The 16,225-nt window shown below is 71.0% G+C and carries 10 protein-coding genes; 4 read left to right on the top strand and 6 right to left on the bottom strand.

The features are described 5' to 3' along the window. Window positions 1–61: 61 nt before the first annotated feature. Both ACIQMR_RS17860 and ACIQMR_RS17855 read left to right on the top strand, forming a co-directional pair. On the top strand, window positions 62–583 hold the full coding sequence (locus ACIQMR_RS17860) for an Lrp/AsnC family transcriptional regulator (RefSeq protein ID WP_401387573.1): 522 nt from the start codon (window positions 62–64) through the stop codon (window positions 581–583). An 82-nt stretch (window positions 584–665) separates the two neighbouring features. Then, the gene (locus ACIQMR_RS17855; RefSeq protein ID WP_401387570.1) at window positions 666–1,550 is read left to right on the top strand and encodes an NAD(P)-dependent oxidoreductase; all 885 of its coding nucleotides are present in this window, start codon (window positions 666–668) and stop codon (window positions 1,548–1,550) included. Window positions 1,551–1,560: 10 nt separating this feature from the next. Here the strand turns inward: ACIQMR_RS17855 and ACIQMR_RS17850 are convergent, their stop codons facing one another. Next, a complete protein-coding gene (locus ACIQMR_RS17850) occupies window positions 1,561–2,898 on the bottom strand; it encodes a DUF418 domain-containing protein (protein WP_401387567.1) in 1,338 nt (445 codons plus the stop codon). A gap of 213 nt (window positions 2,899–3,111) precedes the next feature. Beyond that, complete coding sequence (locus ACIQMR_RS17845) at window positions 3,112–3,828, bottom strand: TetR/AcrR family transcriptional regulator C-terminal domain-containing protein (RefSeq protein ID WP_401387564.1); 717 nt, start codon at window positions 3,826–3,828, stop codon at window positions 3,112–3,114. Window positions 3,829–4,003: 175 nt separating this feature from the next. Between ACIQMR_RS17845 and ACIQMR_RS17840 the strand changes: the two genes are divergently transcribed. Then, window positions 4,004–5,632: a CocE/NonD family hydrolase gene (locus tag ACIQMR_RS17840; protein ID WP_401387901.1), complete on the top strand. Its 1,629-nt coding sequence runs from the start codon at window positions 4,004–4,006 to the stop codon at window positions 5,630–5,632. A 185-nt stretch (window positions 5,633–5,817) separates the two neighbouring features. Next, window positions 5,818–8,076 carry a HelD family protein gene (locus tag ACIQMR_RS17835; RefSeq protein WP_401387898.1) on the top strand — a complete coding sequence of 753 codons (2,259 nt, stop codon included), beginning with the start codon at window positions 5,818–5,820 and terminating at the stop codon, window positions 8,074–8,076. Here the strand turns inward: ACIQMR_RS17835 and glgB are convergent. The 4 genes from glgB to ACIQMR_RS17815 form a co-directional block, all read right to left on the bottom strand. Next, window positions 8,033–10,243 (bottom strand): 1,4-alpha-glucan branching enzyme, encoded by a 2,211-nt coding sequence (gene glgB, locus ACIQMR_RS17830; RefSeq protein ID WP_401387561.1) that lies wholly within the window; start codon window positions 10,241–10,243, stop codon window positions 8,033–8,035. The genes ACIQMR_RS17835 and glgB overlap by 44 nt on opposite strands. A 67-nt stretch (window positions 10,244–10,310) precedes the next feature. Beyond that, window positions 10,311–11,726 carry a maltokinase gene (locus ACIQMR_RS17825; RefSeq protein WP_401387558.1) on the bottom strand — a complete coding sequence of 472 codons (1,416 nt, stop codon included), beginning with the start codon at window positions 11,724–11,726 and terminating at the stop codon, window positions 10,311–10,313. A gap of 300 nt (window positions 11,727–12,026) precedes the next feature. Further along, a complete protein-coding gene (gene treS / locus ACIQMR_RS17820) occupies window positions 12,027–13,802 on the bottom strand; it encodes a maltose alpha-D-glucosyltransferase (protein WP_401387556.1) in 1,776 nt (591 codons plus the stop codon). Then, window positions 13,799–15,784 carry an alpha-1,4-glucan--maltose-1-phosphate maltosyltransferase gene (locus ACIQMR_RS17815; protein ID WP_401387896.1) on the bottom strand — a complete coding sequence of 662 codons (1,986 nt, stop codon included), beginning with the start codon at window positions 15,782–15,784 and terminating at the stop codon, window positions 13,799–13,801. The genes treS and ACIQMR_RS17815 overlap by 4 nt, the downstream gene beginning before the upstream one ends. Window positions 15,785–16,225 lie beyond the last annotated feature (441 nt).

The raw sequence follows: 16,225 nt of genomic DNA, 5'->3' as shown, positions 1-16,225 counted from the left end.
CAACTCCCCTTTGCGGCACACCAAGTGTTACGTTTGCAGGCCATGACCTGAAGGGGGAACCGTGGGAGATCCGGCCGCCGCACCGAAAGAACCACGGCATCTGCGCCCCGCCACTGTCGAAACCTCGGCGGCGGCCTTCGACGCCGTCGACCGGCAGATCCTGGAGCTCCTCCAGAGCGACGGCCGCATCAGACTCAGCGAGCTCGGCCGCCGTGTGCGGCTCAGCCCGGCGGCGGTGACCGAGCGGGTGCGCCGGCTGGAGGCGTGCGGCGCGGTCACCGGATACGGCGCGCACGTGTCCCCGGCCCGCCTGGGGTACGGCATCCAGGCCTTCATCCGGGTCGACCCGCACGGCGGCTACAACCTGAAGCACCCCAGGACGCTGGAGCTGACCTCCCGCCCCGAGGTCCTGGAGGTCCACCACGTCGTCGGCGAGGACTGCTGGATCATCAAGGTCGCCGTGACGGACACCGTGCACCTGGAGGACGTGCTGGAGCAGACCTCGGCCCTCGGCCGTACGACGACCTCGATCGTGCTGTCGTCACCGGTGCAGCGGAAGCCGCTGCTGCCCCCGAGCCGCTGAGCTGGATCATTACCCCCAGGTGAGTATCCGACTTCTTTGTCGGTACTTGTGGGGTTGTGTACGGCGAACAAGCATGATCCGTATGCCTACCGACAGCACCACCAATCCTCCCGTCACCGTCCTCGGCCTCGGCGCCATGGGACAGGCCCTCGCCGGAGCGCTGCTCGCCGCGGGCCATCCGACCACCGTCTGGAACCGCTCGCCGGGCAAGGGCGACGCACTCGTCGCACGCGGCGCCGTGCGCGCCGCCAGTGCCGAAGAGGCGGTACGCGCCGCCGAGTTGACCGTCATCTGCGTGGTGGACCACCAGGCGTCCCGGGCGATCCTCGAACCGCTCGCCGACGCGCTCCGGGGCCGGGTCCTGGTCAACCTCACCTCCGACACCCCCGAGCGCTCCCGCGAGAGCGCCGCCTGGGCCGCCGGGCACTCCATCGCGTACGTCGGCGGCTCCGTCATGGTGCCGACCCCGCTGGTCGGCACGCCCGACGCGCTGCTCTTCCACTCCGGCTCGCAGGAGGCGTTCCAGCGGCACGAGTCCACCCTGAAGGCGCTCGGCGGCCGGACCGTCTTCGTGGGCACGGACCCAGGACTGGCCGCGCTCTACGACCTCTCGCTGCTGGACTTCTTCTACGGCAGCATCTCGGGCCTGGTGCACGCGTACGCGCTGGCCGCGGCCGACGGTGTCAGGGCCGTGGACATCGCGCCGTACCTCGGGACGATCGTGCAGATCCTGCCGCCCATCGCCGAGTACACGGCGGAGAACATCGACGCGGGCACCTACCCGGGCGCCGAGGCCAACCTCGGCATGATGGCGACGGGCGTCGACCACATCCTGCACGCCGCCCGCCACCGCGGACTCGACGTCTCCCAGCTGGAATCCATCAAGGCCGTGGCGGACCGGGCGATCGCCAGAGGCCACGGCGGCGACGACTGGGCGAGCACGGTGGAGGCGCTTCGGGGCGCCTAGGCCCGCGCCGTCATGCCGGGGTCATTCGGGCCGGTTCGCCGGGCCGGGGTTCGTCGGGGCGACGTCGTTCGCCTTGTCCGCCGTACATCAGCCGCCGCAGCACCGCCTCGGCGGGGCCGCGGCGGCCCTGGCGTTCCAGGGCGTACGCGCCGGCCACCGTCAGCAGCCAGACGGCGGTCGCGAACAGGACCGTCGTCGCGCTCGTGAGGTGCTCCCCCAGGCCCAGGCCCCAGGCCGCGAGGAGCGGCGCGAAGACCAGCGAGTGGGCGAGGTAGCAGGACAGCGACCGCTTGCCGACCGCGGACACGGCGGTCACGGCGGCCATGGCCGTGGCACCCGGAGTGCGCCCGCGGGCCGGACGAGCGGTCCACCAGTGCGCGAACAGGGCGATGGCGGCGACGTATCCGAGGCCGGCGGCGTTGCCGGTGACGTCCCGGAGGACGGTCAGGGCTCCCGACTCGCTCTGCGCCGCGTCCGGTACGCGCAGTGTGCCGATGTGGGCGAGGGCGGCGGGCAGTCCGCCGAGCCAGCCGACGGTGATGCCGACGACGGCTGTGCGGCGCAGCATCGGCAGATGGCGACCGGGCTCCTCAAGGACGCGCCGCCGGGCGGCCCAGAAGCCGAGCAGGAAGATGACGTAGGTGCCGCCGACGAGGGAGAGCGGCGCGGCGGCGAACGTCACGAACAGGCCGGTGGTCAGCCGGGTGCCGGCCGCGGCGAGCCAGCTCTCCTCACCGCCGGCGTACGCCAGGTGCCCCGGCTCCGCGGCCGCGTCCCCGAGTGAACCCAACTCGCCCTGGAACAGGGCGAACAGTGCCGGCCCCGCCGTCAGGAGTGCCAGCTGCGCGGTCGCGATCCAGATCCACCAGGTCAGCGCGCGGTCGCTGCGGCGCAGGAAGAACCAGCCGAGCACCAGGCTCAGCAGCCCGTAGTAGCCGAGGATGTCGCCGGCCATCAGCAGGGTCGCGTGCGCGAGACCGATGAGGAGCAGCCAAAGGCTGCGCCTGCGCAGGATGGCGACCGCCTCGCGCTCGGACCTCCCGGCCGCGGTCTGGCGCTGGTAGAGCTGCGTCATCCCGTAGCCGAAGAGGAACGCGAACAGCGGGTAGACCCGCAGATCCAGCACCACGATCATCGTGAACTGCACCGCCCGGTCCGGCCACGACCCGTCGACCGGCTGCCATCCCGAGGGACCGCGCTGTGCCGCCCACAGATGGAACGCGGTGTTGGACAGCACGATGAGCAGGAGCATCAGCCCTCGCGCGAGGTCGGGCGCGAGCGCGCGTTCCCCGGTGCGTACGGGCACGGGCCCGGGGCGGGACGCCGGCGACGTGGTCTCAGCGGTCATGCGGGCACGCTAAAGAGGCCGACCGGCTGCCGGACATCGGTCTTACGTCCACGCCGGACCGACGAAGGTATGGGCCTTGAAGGGAAGGGTCTTGGGGAACATCGGTGCAGCGGTCGACGCCGAGCCGGTGACCATGAGCCGCCTGCCGCCGCCGGCGGGGGTTCGCGAGGGGGCGCGATGCGTTCGCGAGGGGGCGCGGTGCGGCGGAGCGGATCAGTCGGTGTCGAGGCCGTCGATCAGGCGGTTGAGGAACCGGGTGAAGGTGGCTTCGGGCGCGAGGGGGCGTCCGGGGGCGGCGAGGGCTTCGGCGAGTTCCGGGTGGTGGCCGTCCGCGGCGACAGCGGCGAGGTAACGGGCCTCTGCCGCGGTGCGGTCGGGGGACTGCGCGGCCGCGGCCCGCGCGATCTCATGGGCGACGTGCCCGGCCACGAACGCGGTGAGCTGTGCGAAGACCTCCAGCTTCGCCGCACCGTCCAGTCCGGTGGGCCGCAAGGCGGCGAGCGCGCGTTCCAGGAAGGCCAGGGTGTTGGGGCCGGGGACGCGGCGGGCGGCCAGAGCGGCGGGCAGCCAGGGGTGTCGCAGCATGTGGGCGCGCTGGAGGTGGGCGATGGTCTTCAGCTCGGCGCGCCAGTCACCGGTGGGTGTGCTCGTGGTCGGCAGTTCGCCGCTGACGTGGTCGACCATCAGCTCCAGCAGCGTCTCCTTGTCGGGGGCGTAGCTGTAGAGCGACATGGCGCCGGCTCCGACCTGTGCGGCGACTCTCCGGATGGTGACCGCTTCGAGCCCCTCCGCGTCCGCCAGGGCAACTGCCGCCGCCGTGATCGCCGCCCGGCTGTGGGCGGGCTTGCGGCCCCTACGGGGCTGGGCGGAGCTCAGCCAGAGCTGCTCGGGGTCGACGCCTGAGGCGCCGGCTCCACCCTCACGGGGCATGGTCCACGTTCCCTTCCTCGATCGAGGCGGCCCTTGGGCCTCATCCAAGCATCCTCTATTCTCGTACATCGTACGGATATCGAGGAGGGGAACGATGGCATCACGCACGCAGGATCCTGCGCCGAGGCCGACCTGGGCACGGCCTTCCGGTAGACCGCCGCTTGCCGCACGGATGATGAGGGCGACCTGGCGCGGCCTCCCGCCCAAACGGCACGACGTCGGGTGGCAGCCGGGGCTGCTCGTGCCGGCAGCCGACGGCAGCCCGCTGATCACGGACCACTACTTCCCGCGCGCCGAGGGCGACTTCCCCACCCTCCTGGTGCGCTCGCCGTACGGCAGGGGCCTGCCGTGGTCTCCCATGTACGGCGTGCTCTTCGCCGAACAGGGCTTTCACGTAGTGCTGCAGAGCTGCCGCGGCACCGGCGGCTCCGGCGGTGAGTTCGATCTGTGGCGCAACGAGGTCGCCGACGGGCGGGCCACGGTGTCCTGGCTGCGCGAGCAGAGCTGGTTCGACGGAACGCTGGGGACCGTCGGCCCCAGCTACCTGGGATACGTGCAGTGGGCCCTCGCCGTGGACCCGCCCCCGGAACTGAAGGCGATGGTGGTGCAGGTGGGGCTGCACGATCCGCACGCGCTGTTCCACGCGGATGGTGCGCTGCGCCTGGAGAACGCCCTCGCCGTCGGCGCCGGCATGACCTATCAGCACCAAGGCATGGCACCGTTCCTGAGGGCGACGCTGCGTCTGCGGCGTCGCCTGCGCGATGTCATCACCGCGAAGCCGTTGCGCGGGGCGTACGCATCCGCTCTCGGGGACGATGTGCCCTGGCTGGACGACGTGATGGCGCACCCGGATGCCGACGACCCGTACTGGCGCGGCGCGTCGTTGGCGACGGTGGCGGAGCGGCTGAGTGTGCCGACCGGCCTGATCACCGGATGGCACGACGCACTGGGCGACCAGACCATCGAGCAGTACCTCCGCCTGCGTGAGGCCGGGTGCGAGACGGCCTTGCTCGTCGGCCCCTGGACCCACACATCCGCGCTGCAGCAGGGCTGGCCCGAGGTGTTCGCCGAGAGCCTCGCGTGGCTGCGCGCGCATCTGTACGCCGATCGCTGCGGCCTCCGTCCCACCCGGGTGCGCGTGCACGTGGGCGGCGAGGACGACTGGCGGGACATGGACGACTGGCCGCCGGCCACGGCCGTCAGTCGGTGGTTTCCCACCGCGCAGGGACACCTCACCCAGCTGGCTCCTGCCCGATCCGCACCACTGACGTCGTTCCGCTATGACCCGGACGACCCCACGCCCTCCCTCGGCGGCCCGCTGCTCTCCCGTACGGCAGGTCCTCGCGACAACGGCACCCTGGAGTTGCGGGACGACGTCGTGACCTTCACCGGCCCTCCGCTGACCGCACCCGTGGACGTGCTCGGCCCGGTTTCCGCGCGGCTCGGTATCTCCACGGACACCGGCCACGGCGACGTCTTCACCCGCCTGTGCGACGTGGACGCTCAAGGCCGCTCCGTCAACGTCTGCGACGGTCTCGGCCGGCTCCGGACCGCCGGGCAGGAGCCCTCGCGCATCACCGTGCCGATGAGTTCCACCGCCCACCGCTTCGCCGTCGGTCACCGCATCCGCTGGCAGATCAGCGGAGGCGCCCATCCGCGCTACGCCCGCAATCCCGGCACCGGGGAGTCGCCGGTGGACGCCACCACCTTCACGCCGGTGCGCATCACGCTCCACACGGACTCGGCGCTGATGCTTGCGACGCCTGACCGCGGTTACGGGCTCAGCCCCACGGGGAACAGCTGATGAGCCGGTTCCGGGCGCCGCGTACACAAGCCGCGTACACAAACAGAAAGCCCCGGTCCGCATTTGACGGCCGAGGCATTTTCTCGCGTATATTGAATAGTTCCATGTGTGCACGTGACAAAGCACACGGAGAAGTTCAATAAACGTACTCTAGCGGTTCAGGAGCTGCATTGTCAACCGAGGAAATGCGGCAGGAACAACAATTCGTCTCGCTCGCCCATGAGCGCCTCGACCAGCTCCGGGCCGAGGCCGAGGCCGCCGTCCGCGCCACGATCGCGCAGGTCAGCACCGACCGGCAGGCGCGTGTGGAGCGCGATATCGGCGTGGCCGAGCACTCCGCGTCGCTCGCCGCGCTGAATGCCGCGGACACCGGGCTCTGCTTCGGGCGTATCGACCGGCGTGACGGAGTCACCCATCACATCGGGCGCACCGGAATCCGCAAGGACGACACCGAGCGCACTCCGCTGCTGATCGACTGGCGCGCTCCTGTCGCGCGGCCGTTCTATCTCGCGACCGGATACGAGCCGATGGGGCTGCGCCGCCGTCGGCACATCACCACCGAGGGCCGCACCGTCACCGCGCTGCACGACGAGATCATGGATCTCGCCGACCCCACCCGCACCGGCTACGAGTCGCACGACGCCGACGAGGTGCTGCTCGCCGCCCTCGGCAGCGCCCGCACCGGACGCATGGGGGACATCGTCTCGACGATCCAGGCCGAACAGGACCACATCATCCGCGCCCCGCAGCACGGAGTGCTCGTCGTCGAGGGCGGGCCGGGCACCGGGAAGACCGCGGTCGCGCTGCACCGGGCCGCGTACCTGCTGTACGCGCACCGGGAGCAGCTCGCCAAGCGGGCCGTGCTGATCGTCGGGCCCAACCCCGCCTTCCTCGGCTACATCGGAGAGGTGCTGCCCTCGCTCGGTGAGACGGGCGTACTGCTGGCGACGGTCGGCGAGTTGTTCCCCGGTGTGCACGCCACGGGCACCGACAGCCCCGCGGCCGCCGCCGTCAAGGGCCGCGCGGACATGGCCGCCGTGCTGGCCGAGGCCGTACGGGACCGGCAGCGGGTGCCCGACAAGGATGAGCCCATCGTCATCGCGCACGACGACGGGGAACTGGTCCTCGACTGGGACATGGCCGTGGAGGCACGTCACAAGGCCCGCGAGACCGGACTTCCGCACAACCTCGCCATGCCCTACTTCGCCTTCCGGATCGTCGACGACCTGACCGGCCGGCTCGTCGACCGCATCGGCGCCGACCCCTACGGCGGCCCGAACTTCCTCGGCCCCGACGACATCGCCCAGCTGGGCAAGGCCGTCGCCGCCAGCAGCGAGGTGCACGCCGCGATCAGGTCGCTCTGGCCGTCGCTCACCCCGCAGGAGTTCCTCGCGGACTACCTCGCCGACCCCACCCGTCTCCCCGACGAGGACGCCGCCCTGATCCGGCGCACCCGGGGCCCCTGGACATCCGCCGACGTGCCCCTCCTCGACGAGGCCGCCGAGCTCCTCGGCGAGGACGACTCCGCGGCGCGCGCCGCCGCCGAGGCCGAGCGGGCCCGCCGGATCGCGTACGCGCAGGGCGTCCTCGATGTCTCGTACGCCTCCCGTACCTACGAGTTCGAGGACAAGGAGGACGTCGACGCCGACGCCTCGGAGGTGCTGTCCGCCCACGACATCATCGACGCGGAGCGCATGGCCGAGCGGCACGAGGAGGCCGACCACCGCAGCGCCGCCGAGCGCGCGGCCGCCGACCGGACCTGGGCGTTCGGGCACATCATCGTCGACGAGGCGCAGGAGCTGTCGGCGATGGCCTGGAGGCTGCTGATGCGCCGCTGCCCGACCCGCTCGATGACCCTCGTCGGCGACCCGGCGCAGACCGGTGACCTGGCGGCGCCTGCCACACCGAAGGCCGTGGGGGAGGGAGGGGACTTCTGGCAGCAGGTCCTCGGGCCGTTCGTCGAGGACCGCTGGGAGCTGGCGCGGCTCGGGGTCAACTACCGTACGCCCGCCGAGATCATGGAGTACGCGGCCGGGCGGCGCCGGGCCGGTGACCCCGGATTCACCCCGCCGCGCTCCATCCGCTCCACGGGCGTGCACCCCTGGGAGCGCACCGTCGCGCTCGACGGGGTGGCCCGGCTGGCGCGGGAAGAGGCACCGGCCGAGGGCCGGCTCGCCGTCATCGCCCCGCGCGAACTGCACGCGCGGCTCACGGGCCTCGGCGACGACGGGCCGCTCGACCTCTCCCGGCCCGTCGTGCTGATCGACCCGCGCCAGGCCAAGGGCCTGGAGTTCGACACGGTGCTGGTCGTCGCGCCCGAGCTGATGCTGCCCAACGACCTTTACGTGGCGCTGACCCGGGCCACCCAGCGGCTCGGGGTCATCACACCCGCCGCCCCGGTCACACCGGCTTCAGCCACACCGTCGCCAGCGGCGGCAGGGTGAGCTGGACGCTCGTACGGTGGCCGTGGGCGGCGACGGATTCCGGCTTCAGCGGCTCCTCGTTGCCGACGTCACCGCCGCCGAACCGCGCCGCGTCCGTGTTCAGCACCTCCGCCCAGGCGGACACGGACGGCGGGACCCCGATCCGGTACTCGTGGCGCACCACCGGTGAGAAGTTCGACACCGCGAGCAGCGGCGCCCCCTCGGCGTCGAAACGGAGGAAGGCGAGGACATTGTCGTCGGCGGCTCCGCCGTCGACCCAGGCGAAGCCCTCGGGGACGGTGTCCTGCTGCCACAGCGCCGGGTTCGCCGCGTACACCGTGTTCAGCTCGCGCACCAGGTCCCGTACGCCACGGTGGTCCGGCTCGGCGGCGTACGACGGGTCGAGCAGCCACCAGTCCGGGCCGTGGCCCTCCGACCACTCCGCGCCCTGGGCGAACTCCTGCCCCATGAAGAGCAGTTGCTTGCCGGGGTGGGCCCACATGAAGCCGAGGTACGCCCGGTGGTTGGCGCGCTGCTGCCACCAGTCGCCGGGCATCTTCGACACCAGTGCCCGCTTGCCGTGCACGACCTCGTCGTGCGAGATCGGCAGCACGTAGTTCTCGCTGTACGCGTACACCATCGAGAACGTCATCTCGTTGTGGTGGAACTTGCGGTGCACCGGCTCGTGCTCCATGTAGCCGAGCGAGTCGTGCATCCAGCCCATGTTCCACTTCAGGCCGAAGCCGAGTCCGCCGAAGCCGCCGGGTCCGACATGGTGGGTCGCCCGGGTCACCCCGTCCCAGGCCGTGGACTCCTCGGCGATCGTGACGACGCCCGGGCACCGGCGGTAGACGGTCGCGTTCATCTCCTGGAGGAAGTCGACGGCGTCCAGGTTCTCCCGGCCGCCGTGCTCGTTGGGGCTCCATTCGCCGTGCTCGCGCGAGTAGTCGAGGTAGAGCATCGAGGCGACCGCGTCCACCCGCAGCCCGTCGATGTGGAACTCCTCGCACCAGTACACGGCGTTGGCGACGAGGAAGTTACGGACCTCCTTGCGGCCGTAGTCGAATTCGAGGGTGCCCCAGTCGGGGTGCGCGGCCCGGGCCGGATCCGAGTGCTCGTACAGCGGACGGCCGTCGAACTCGGCCAGCGCCCAGTCGTCCTTGGGGAAGTGCGCGGGCACCCAGTCGACGATGACCCCGATGCCGGCCCGGTGCAGTGCGTCGACCAGATGGCGGAAGTCGTCCGGGGTGCCCATCCGGGCCGTCGGCGCGTAGAAGCCGGTGACCTGGTAGCCCCACGACCCGCCGAAGGGATGTTCCGCGACCGGCATGAGCTCGACATGGGTGAAGCCGAGGTCCCTGACGTAGGCGGGGAGTTGGGTGGCGAGCTGCCGGTAGGTGAGCCCCGGACGCCAGGACGGCAGATGCACCTCGTAGACGGAGAGCGGCGCCTCGTGCACGGGCCGGCTTCCGCGCTGCTCCATCCACTCCGCGTCGTGCCACACATGGTGGGACTCGGTGACGACGGACGCGTTGGCGGGCGGAGCCTCGGTGCGGCGCGCCATCGGGTCGGCGCGGACCGTGCGGGTGCCGTCGGGCCGGGTGATCTCGAACTTGTAGAGCGTGCCGTCGCCGATGCCGGGGAGGAACAGCTCCCAGATCCCGGACGAGCCGAGCGAGCGCATCGAGGAGGCCGTGCCGTCCCAGTAGTTGAAGTCACCGACGACCCTGACGCCGCGCGCGTTCGGCGCCCAGAGCGTGAACCGGGTCCCGGTGACGCCCTGGTGCGTCATCGGCCGGGCCCCGAGGGCCTGCCACAGCTCCTCGTGCCGGCCCTCTCCGATCAGATGCAGGTCGAGGTCGCCGAGCGCGGGGAGGAAGCGGTACGGGTCGGCGAACTCGACCGTGGTGTCCTCGTACGCCACCTGGAGCGTGTACTCGGGCGCCTTGCGCAGCGGCAGCAGCGCCGAGAAGAAGCCGTCGCCGTCCGCGTGCAGCTCGGCCCGCAGCCCCTTGGCCAGCAGCGTCACCGACTCCGCGTACGGCCGCAGCACGCGGAACACCACCCCGCCCCGGACGACGTGCGCGCCGAGCAGGGCATGCGGATCGTGATGCGTGCCGCTGAGCAGCCGCTCCCGGTCGGAATCATCGAGCGGTTTGGCGGGGCGAATGCCATTGCGGGGAGTCACGGGGGACGGCCTCCTTGTACATGGGTGGGGGGAGTGGTCAGGGGGGTCGGGGCAGGCGGGGTCGGGGTCAGCCCGCGGGGCCGGCGAGTCGCCGGATCGCGGACATCGGTACCGGCAGCCAGTCCGGCCGGTGCCGGGCCTCGTACACGACCTCGTACACCGCCTTGTCGGTCTCGTAGGCACGCAGCAGTTCCGGCTCGGCCCGCGGGTCGCTGCCCGACGCCTCGGCGTAGCCGTCGCAGTACGCGGCACGGCAGCGCGCCGCCCAAGCCGGGTTCCAGGGGCGGTGCGAGCGGGCCGCGTAGTCGAAGGAGCGCAGTATCCCCGCGATGTCGCGCACCGGCGGCTGGACCTCACGGCGCTCGTCGAGCGGACGGGCCGGTTCGCCCTCGAAGTCGATGACCGACCAGCCGCCGTCGGGGGTGCGCAGCGTCTGGCCGAGATGCAGATCGCCGTGGATGCGCTGGGCCCGGCCGTCGCCGTCGAAGGTGGCCCCGGCGATCGCGTCGAATGCGGTGCGCAGCCCCCGGACGTACGGCAGCAGGGCGGGCACGGCGCGTACGGCCGCGTCCAGCCGCTCGTTCATCGCGGTCGCCAGATCCTCGGTCTGCGGGCGGCTCAGCGACACCGTCGGCAGGGCCGCCGCGAGCGCGGTGTGCACCTCGGCGGTGGCCCGGCCCAGGGCCTGGGCCTCCGCGATGAAGTCCCGCCCCTCGGCGAGCGCCTTCAGCGCGAGCTGCCAGCCGTCCTGGGAGCCGCGCAGATAGGGCTGGAGGACGCCCAGGGTGCAGGGTTCGGGAGCGTCCGACTCGAACCAGGCGACGGGTGCGGGCACCCGGTCGCAGCCCGCACCGGCGAGTGCGAGCGGCAGCTCCAGATCGGGGTTGATGCCCGGGTACACCCGGCGGAAGATCTTCAGGATGTACGAATCCCCGTACACCAGAGAGGAGTTGGACTGCTCGGCGTCCAGCACCCGGGCGGGCAGTCCGCCCAGCACGGGCACCGCCCGGTCGAAGCGGAGCGGGCCGAACCGCCCGGGGGTGCGCAGCCGCTCCAGCAGCAGCGCCGCGAGCCGTGGGTCGTGCAGGCCCTCGTAGACGGTCCGGCCGGCCAGCGGGCCGTCGGCCACGCGGCCGATCAGCGCGGAGGCGAGATACGGCGGCGGCGTGGTCCTGACGCCGAGCAGCAGCTGGTAGCAGTCGCCGCCGTGCGCCGCGTCCCGCTTGCCGCCGGCGGTCCTGCCCCCGGCGCCGGTGGCCTTCCCGGCGGCCTGCCCGGCCTGCTGGACGCGCAGCAGCAGATGCAGCAGACCGGGGCCGGTCGAGTCGACCGGCAGCAGCTCGGCCGCCGCCACCAGACAGAAGCCGGTGACCGGGCGTCCCTTTCCCGCGAACCACCGCTGCCGGGGCAGCCACTCGCGCAGCAGTGGCGAGAGCGAAGGCAGCAGGGCGACGGGGGTCCGGGTGGATGCAGCCTCCGACATGGCATCGCGTCCTTTCCCCGGGCACACCACAGGATGCGAAGAGTGTCCCGGATTGCGGCAAATAATAGCTGTCCGGGCTGTGCATGGGGGTCCCCCCGCCGCAGGCCGGGGGAGTGTCGGGTGAGGATGGTCCGTACGGACTCGGAACCGGGTCGCGGAACCGGGTATCGCAACAGGTCACGGAACCGGTCACGGAACCGGTCTCGCGATCCGTCCTGGAACCAGCCTCGATATGAGGGGAATCGTGCCCCGTGCGGGGCGGTGACAACCGCCCCGCACACGACATGGCATGTGCCGGAATCACACGCCCCTGGGGGCCGCCGTCTTCCGTGCCGTCCCGTTCACCGCGGTCTCGCCGGCGACGGCCTCGCCGCGCAGCCGGAACCAGTAGAAGCCGTGCCCCGCGAGCGTCAGCAGATAGGGCCACTCACCGATCGCGGGGAACCGCACCCCGCCGATCAGCTCCACCGGATGACGGCCGTTGTACCTCCGCAGGTCGAGCTCCGTCGGCTGGGCGAACCGCGAGAAGTTGTTCACGCACAGCACCAGATCGTCCGTGCCGTCCTCCGTCGAGGGGGCCTCGCGCAGATACGCCAGCACGGCCGGGTTCGACGACGGCAGTTCGGTGAAGGAGCCGAGCCCGAAGGCACGGTTCTGCTTCCGGATCTCGATCATCCGCCGGGTCCAGTGCAGCAGCGACGACGGCGACGCCATCGATGCCTCGACATTGGTGACCTGGTAGCCGTAGACCGGGTCCATGATGGTCGGCAGATACAGCCGGCCGGGATCGCAGGACGAGAAACCGGCGTTGCGGTCCGGCGTCCACTGCATCGGCGTGCGCACCGCGTCCCGGTCGCCCAGCCAGATGTTGTCGCCCATCCCGATCTCGTCGCCGTAGTACAGGATCGGCGAGCCGGGCAGCGACAGCAGCAGCGCGGTGAACAGCTCGATCTGGTTGCGGTCGTTGTCGAGCAGGGGCGCGAGCCGCCGCCGGATGCCGATGTTGGCGCGCATCCGCGGGTCCTTGGCGTACTCCGCGTACATGTAGTCGCGCTCCTCGTCGGTGACCATCTCCAGGGTCAGCTCGTCGTGGTTGCGCAGGAAGATCCCCCACTGGCAGTTCTTGGGGATCGCCGGGGTCTTGGCGAGGATCTCGGACACCGGGTAGCGGGACTCCCTGCGTACCGCCATGAAGATGCGCGGCATCACCGGGAAGTGGAACGCCATGTGGCACTCGTCGCCGCCCGCGGGGAAGTCGCCGAAGTAGTCGACGACGTCCTCGGGCCACTGGTTGGCCTCGGCCAGCAGCACCGTGTCCGGGTAGTGGGCGTCGATCTCCTTGCGGACGCGCTTGAGGAACTCGTGCGTCGCCGGGAGGTTCTCGCAGTTGGTGCCCTCCTCCTGGTAGAGGTAGGGCACCGCGTCCAGCCGGAAGCCGTCGATGCCGAGGTCGAGCCAGAAGCGCAGCGCGGAGACGATCTCCTCCTGCACGGCCGGGTTCTCGTAGTTGAGGTCCGGCTGGTGGGAGAAGAAGCGGTGCCAGTAGTACTGCTTGCGGACCGGGTCGAAGGTCCAGTTGGAGGTCTCCGTGTCGACGAAGATGATCCGCGCGTCCTGGTACTGCTTGTCGTCGTCGGCCCAGACGTAGTAGTCGGCGTACGGGCCGTCCGGGTCCTTGCGGGACTCCTGGAACCACGGGTGCTGGTCGCTGGTGTGGTTCATGACGAAGTCGATGATGACCCGCATGCCGCGCTGGTGCGCGGCGTCGACGAACTCGACGAAATCGGCGAGGTCGCCGAATTCGGGGAGGACGGACGTGTAGTCGGAGACGTCGTAACCGCCGTCCCGGAGTGGTGACTTGAAGAACGGCGGCAGCCACAGGCAGTCGACGCCCAGCCACTGCAGATAGTCCAGCTTGGCGGTGATGCCCTTGAGGTCACCGACCCCGTCGCCGTTGCTGTCCTGGAAGGACCGTACGAGCACTTCGTAGAAGACGGCGCGTTTGAACCAGTCGGGGTCCCGGTCCTTGGCCGGGGTGTCCTCGAAGAGGTCGTGGACGGGCTCGTTGACGATCATGATGTGGGTGACCCTCCGATCGGCGGGGACGGTCGCAGGACCACGATGTGCGCAGGCGTGACGCCCGGCTCGAGGCGCACATAGGCTGCCCTGCCCCAGTGATAGGTCTCGCCGGTGAGCTCGTCGCGCACCGGTACGGTCTCGTGCCAGTCGAGGCCGAGTTCCGGCATGTCAAACGAGACCGTCGCCTCCTGGGTGTGGTGGGGGTCGAGATTGACGACCACCAGAACGATGTTCGAACCCGTTCGCTTGCTGTACGCGATCACGGCGTCGTTGTCGGTGTGGTGGAAGTGGATGTTCCGCAGCTGCTGGAGCGCCGGGTGACGACGCCTGACCCGGTTGAGCGTGGTGATGAGGGGAGCGATGCTGCGCCCCTCGCGCTCGGCCGACTCCCAGTCGCGGGGCCGTAGTTGGTACTTCTCGGAGTCCAGGTACTCCTCGCTGCCCGGCCGCAGCGCGGCGTTCTCGCACAGTTCGTACCCGGCGTACACGCCCCAGGTGGGCGAGAGCGTCGCGGCCAGCACCGCACGCGCCTCGAACGCCGGCCGGCCGCCCTCCTGGAGGTAGGAGTGCAGGATGTCCGGCGTGTTCGCGAAGAAGTTGGGGCGCATGTACGCGGCCGACTCGCCGGACAGCTCGGTCAGATACTCGGTCAGCTCCTGCTTGGTGTTGCGCCAGGTGAAGTACGTGTACGACTGCTGGAAGCCGATCGCGGCCAGCGTGTGCATCATCGCGGGACGGGTGAACGCCTCGGCCAGGAAGATCACGTCGGGGTCGGCGCGGTTGATCTCACCGATGACCTTCTCCCAGAAGACCACCGGCTTGGTGTGCGGATTGTCGACGCGGAAGATGCGCACCCCGTGCGCCATCCAGTGCCGCAGCACCCGCAGGGTCTCCTTGACCAGGCCCTTCATGTCCTGGTCGAAGGCGATCGGATAGATGTCCTGGTACTTCTTCGGCGGGTTCTCGGCGTAGGCGACGGTGCCGTCGGCGCGGTGGTGGAACCACTCGGGGTGCTGCTCCACCCAGGGATGGTCCGGGGAGCACTGCAGCGCGAAGTCCAGAGCCACCTCCATCCGCAGATCGCGGGCGCAGCGGACGAACTCGTCGAAGTCGCCCAGGGTGCCGAGGGCGGGGTGGACCGTGTCGTGGCCGCCCAGGGGCGAGCCGATCGCCCAGGGCACGCCGACATCGTGCGCACCGGCCTCCAGCGAGTTGTTGGGGCCCTTGCGGAAGGTGTTGCCGATGGGATGGATCGGCGGCAGGTACACCACGTCGAAACCCATCGCGGCGATGGCGGGCAGCCGCTGCGCCGCGGTCCTGAAGGTCCCCGAGACCGGCCTGCCGCGCTTGACCGTCGCGCCCTCGGACCGCGGGAAGAACTCGTACCAGGACCCGAACAGCGCCCTGGTGCGCTCCACCTGGAGCGGCAACGGCGGCGAGGACGTGACCAGTTCGCGCAGCGGATGGCGGTCGAGGGCTGCCATCGCAGCCGGGTCGAGCGCGGCCGACAGCCGCTCCCGGTCCGTCCGGCCCCCGTCCCGCAGTCCGTCCGCGGCGGCGAGCACCGCCTCCCGGCCGTCCTTCTTCGGCACGCCTGCGGCGGCCCGCTCGTACAGCTCGGCGCCCTCGGCGAGCACCAGCGCCGTGTCGATCCCGGCCGGGATCTTGATCCCGGCGTGATGGCGCCAGGTGGCCACCGGATCGCTCCACGCCTCGACGCCGTACGTCCACTGCCCCTCGGCGTCGGGGGTGACCTCGGCCCCCCAGCGGTCGGTCCCGGGCGCCAGCTCACGCATCGGGGTCCAGGGACCCGGCCTGCCGCCGGGGTCGCGCAGGACGACGTTCGCGGCGACCGCGTCGTGCCCTTCACGGAACACGGTGGCGGTGACATGGAAGGTCTCGCCGACCACCGCCTTCGCGGGCCTTCGGCCGCAGTCGACGAGCGGGCGTACGTCCAGGACGGGAATGCGGCCAATCAGCGGGTTCACGGCATCACCTGGGGGCTGTGCGGGCATGGCGGGTCGAACGGGCGGTTCCGCCTCACGGGATGCGGCTTCACGGGGTGTGTCTCCGCGGGACGCGGCTTCACGGGGTGCGGGAGTTCTTTGTAGCTGCTCCGTTGACGGCTGGCGGGCTGCGGGCATGGCCGCTCCTGTCCGCGTTCACTCGAATGGAAGGGTCGCGAGTGTGCTCCGGTGCGTACCGGGGGAGCCTTCCCACGCCCTTCGGGTGCGCAATCCGGTGGTTCGTTAACTACTGGGTCGTAGCCGTACGGGCAAGACGGTTCAGACATCCGCCGAAGGTGGCACGGCCCGATGCGCCCTCCTCGCGCCGTGGTCGCTGAACGCGCGACGCCACTACGGTCGAAGGGTTGGGCGGACGCACAGCGCTGTGCGTCCCCGGCTGAACCTCCGCTTCGA

Source organism: Streptomyces sp. NPDC091376, assembly GCF_044757085.1.
Lineage (GTDB): Bacteria > Actinomycetota > Actinomycetes > Streptomycetales > Streptomycetaceae > Streptomyces > Streptomyces pratisoli.
This window is presented reverse-complemented; position numbering and strand designations above follow the sequence as displayed.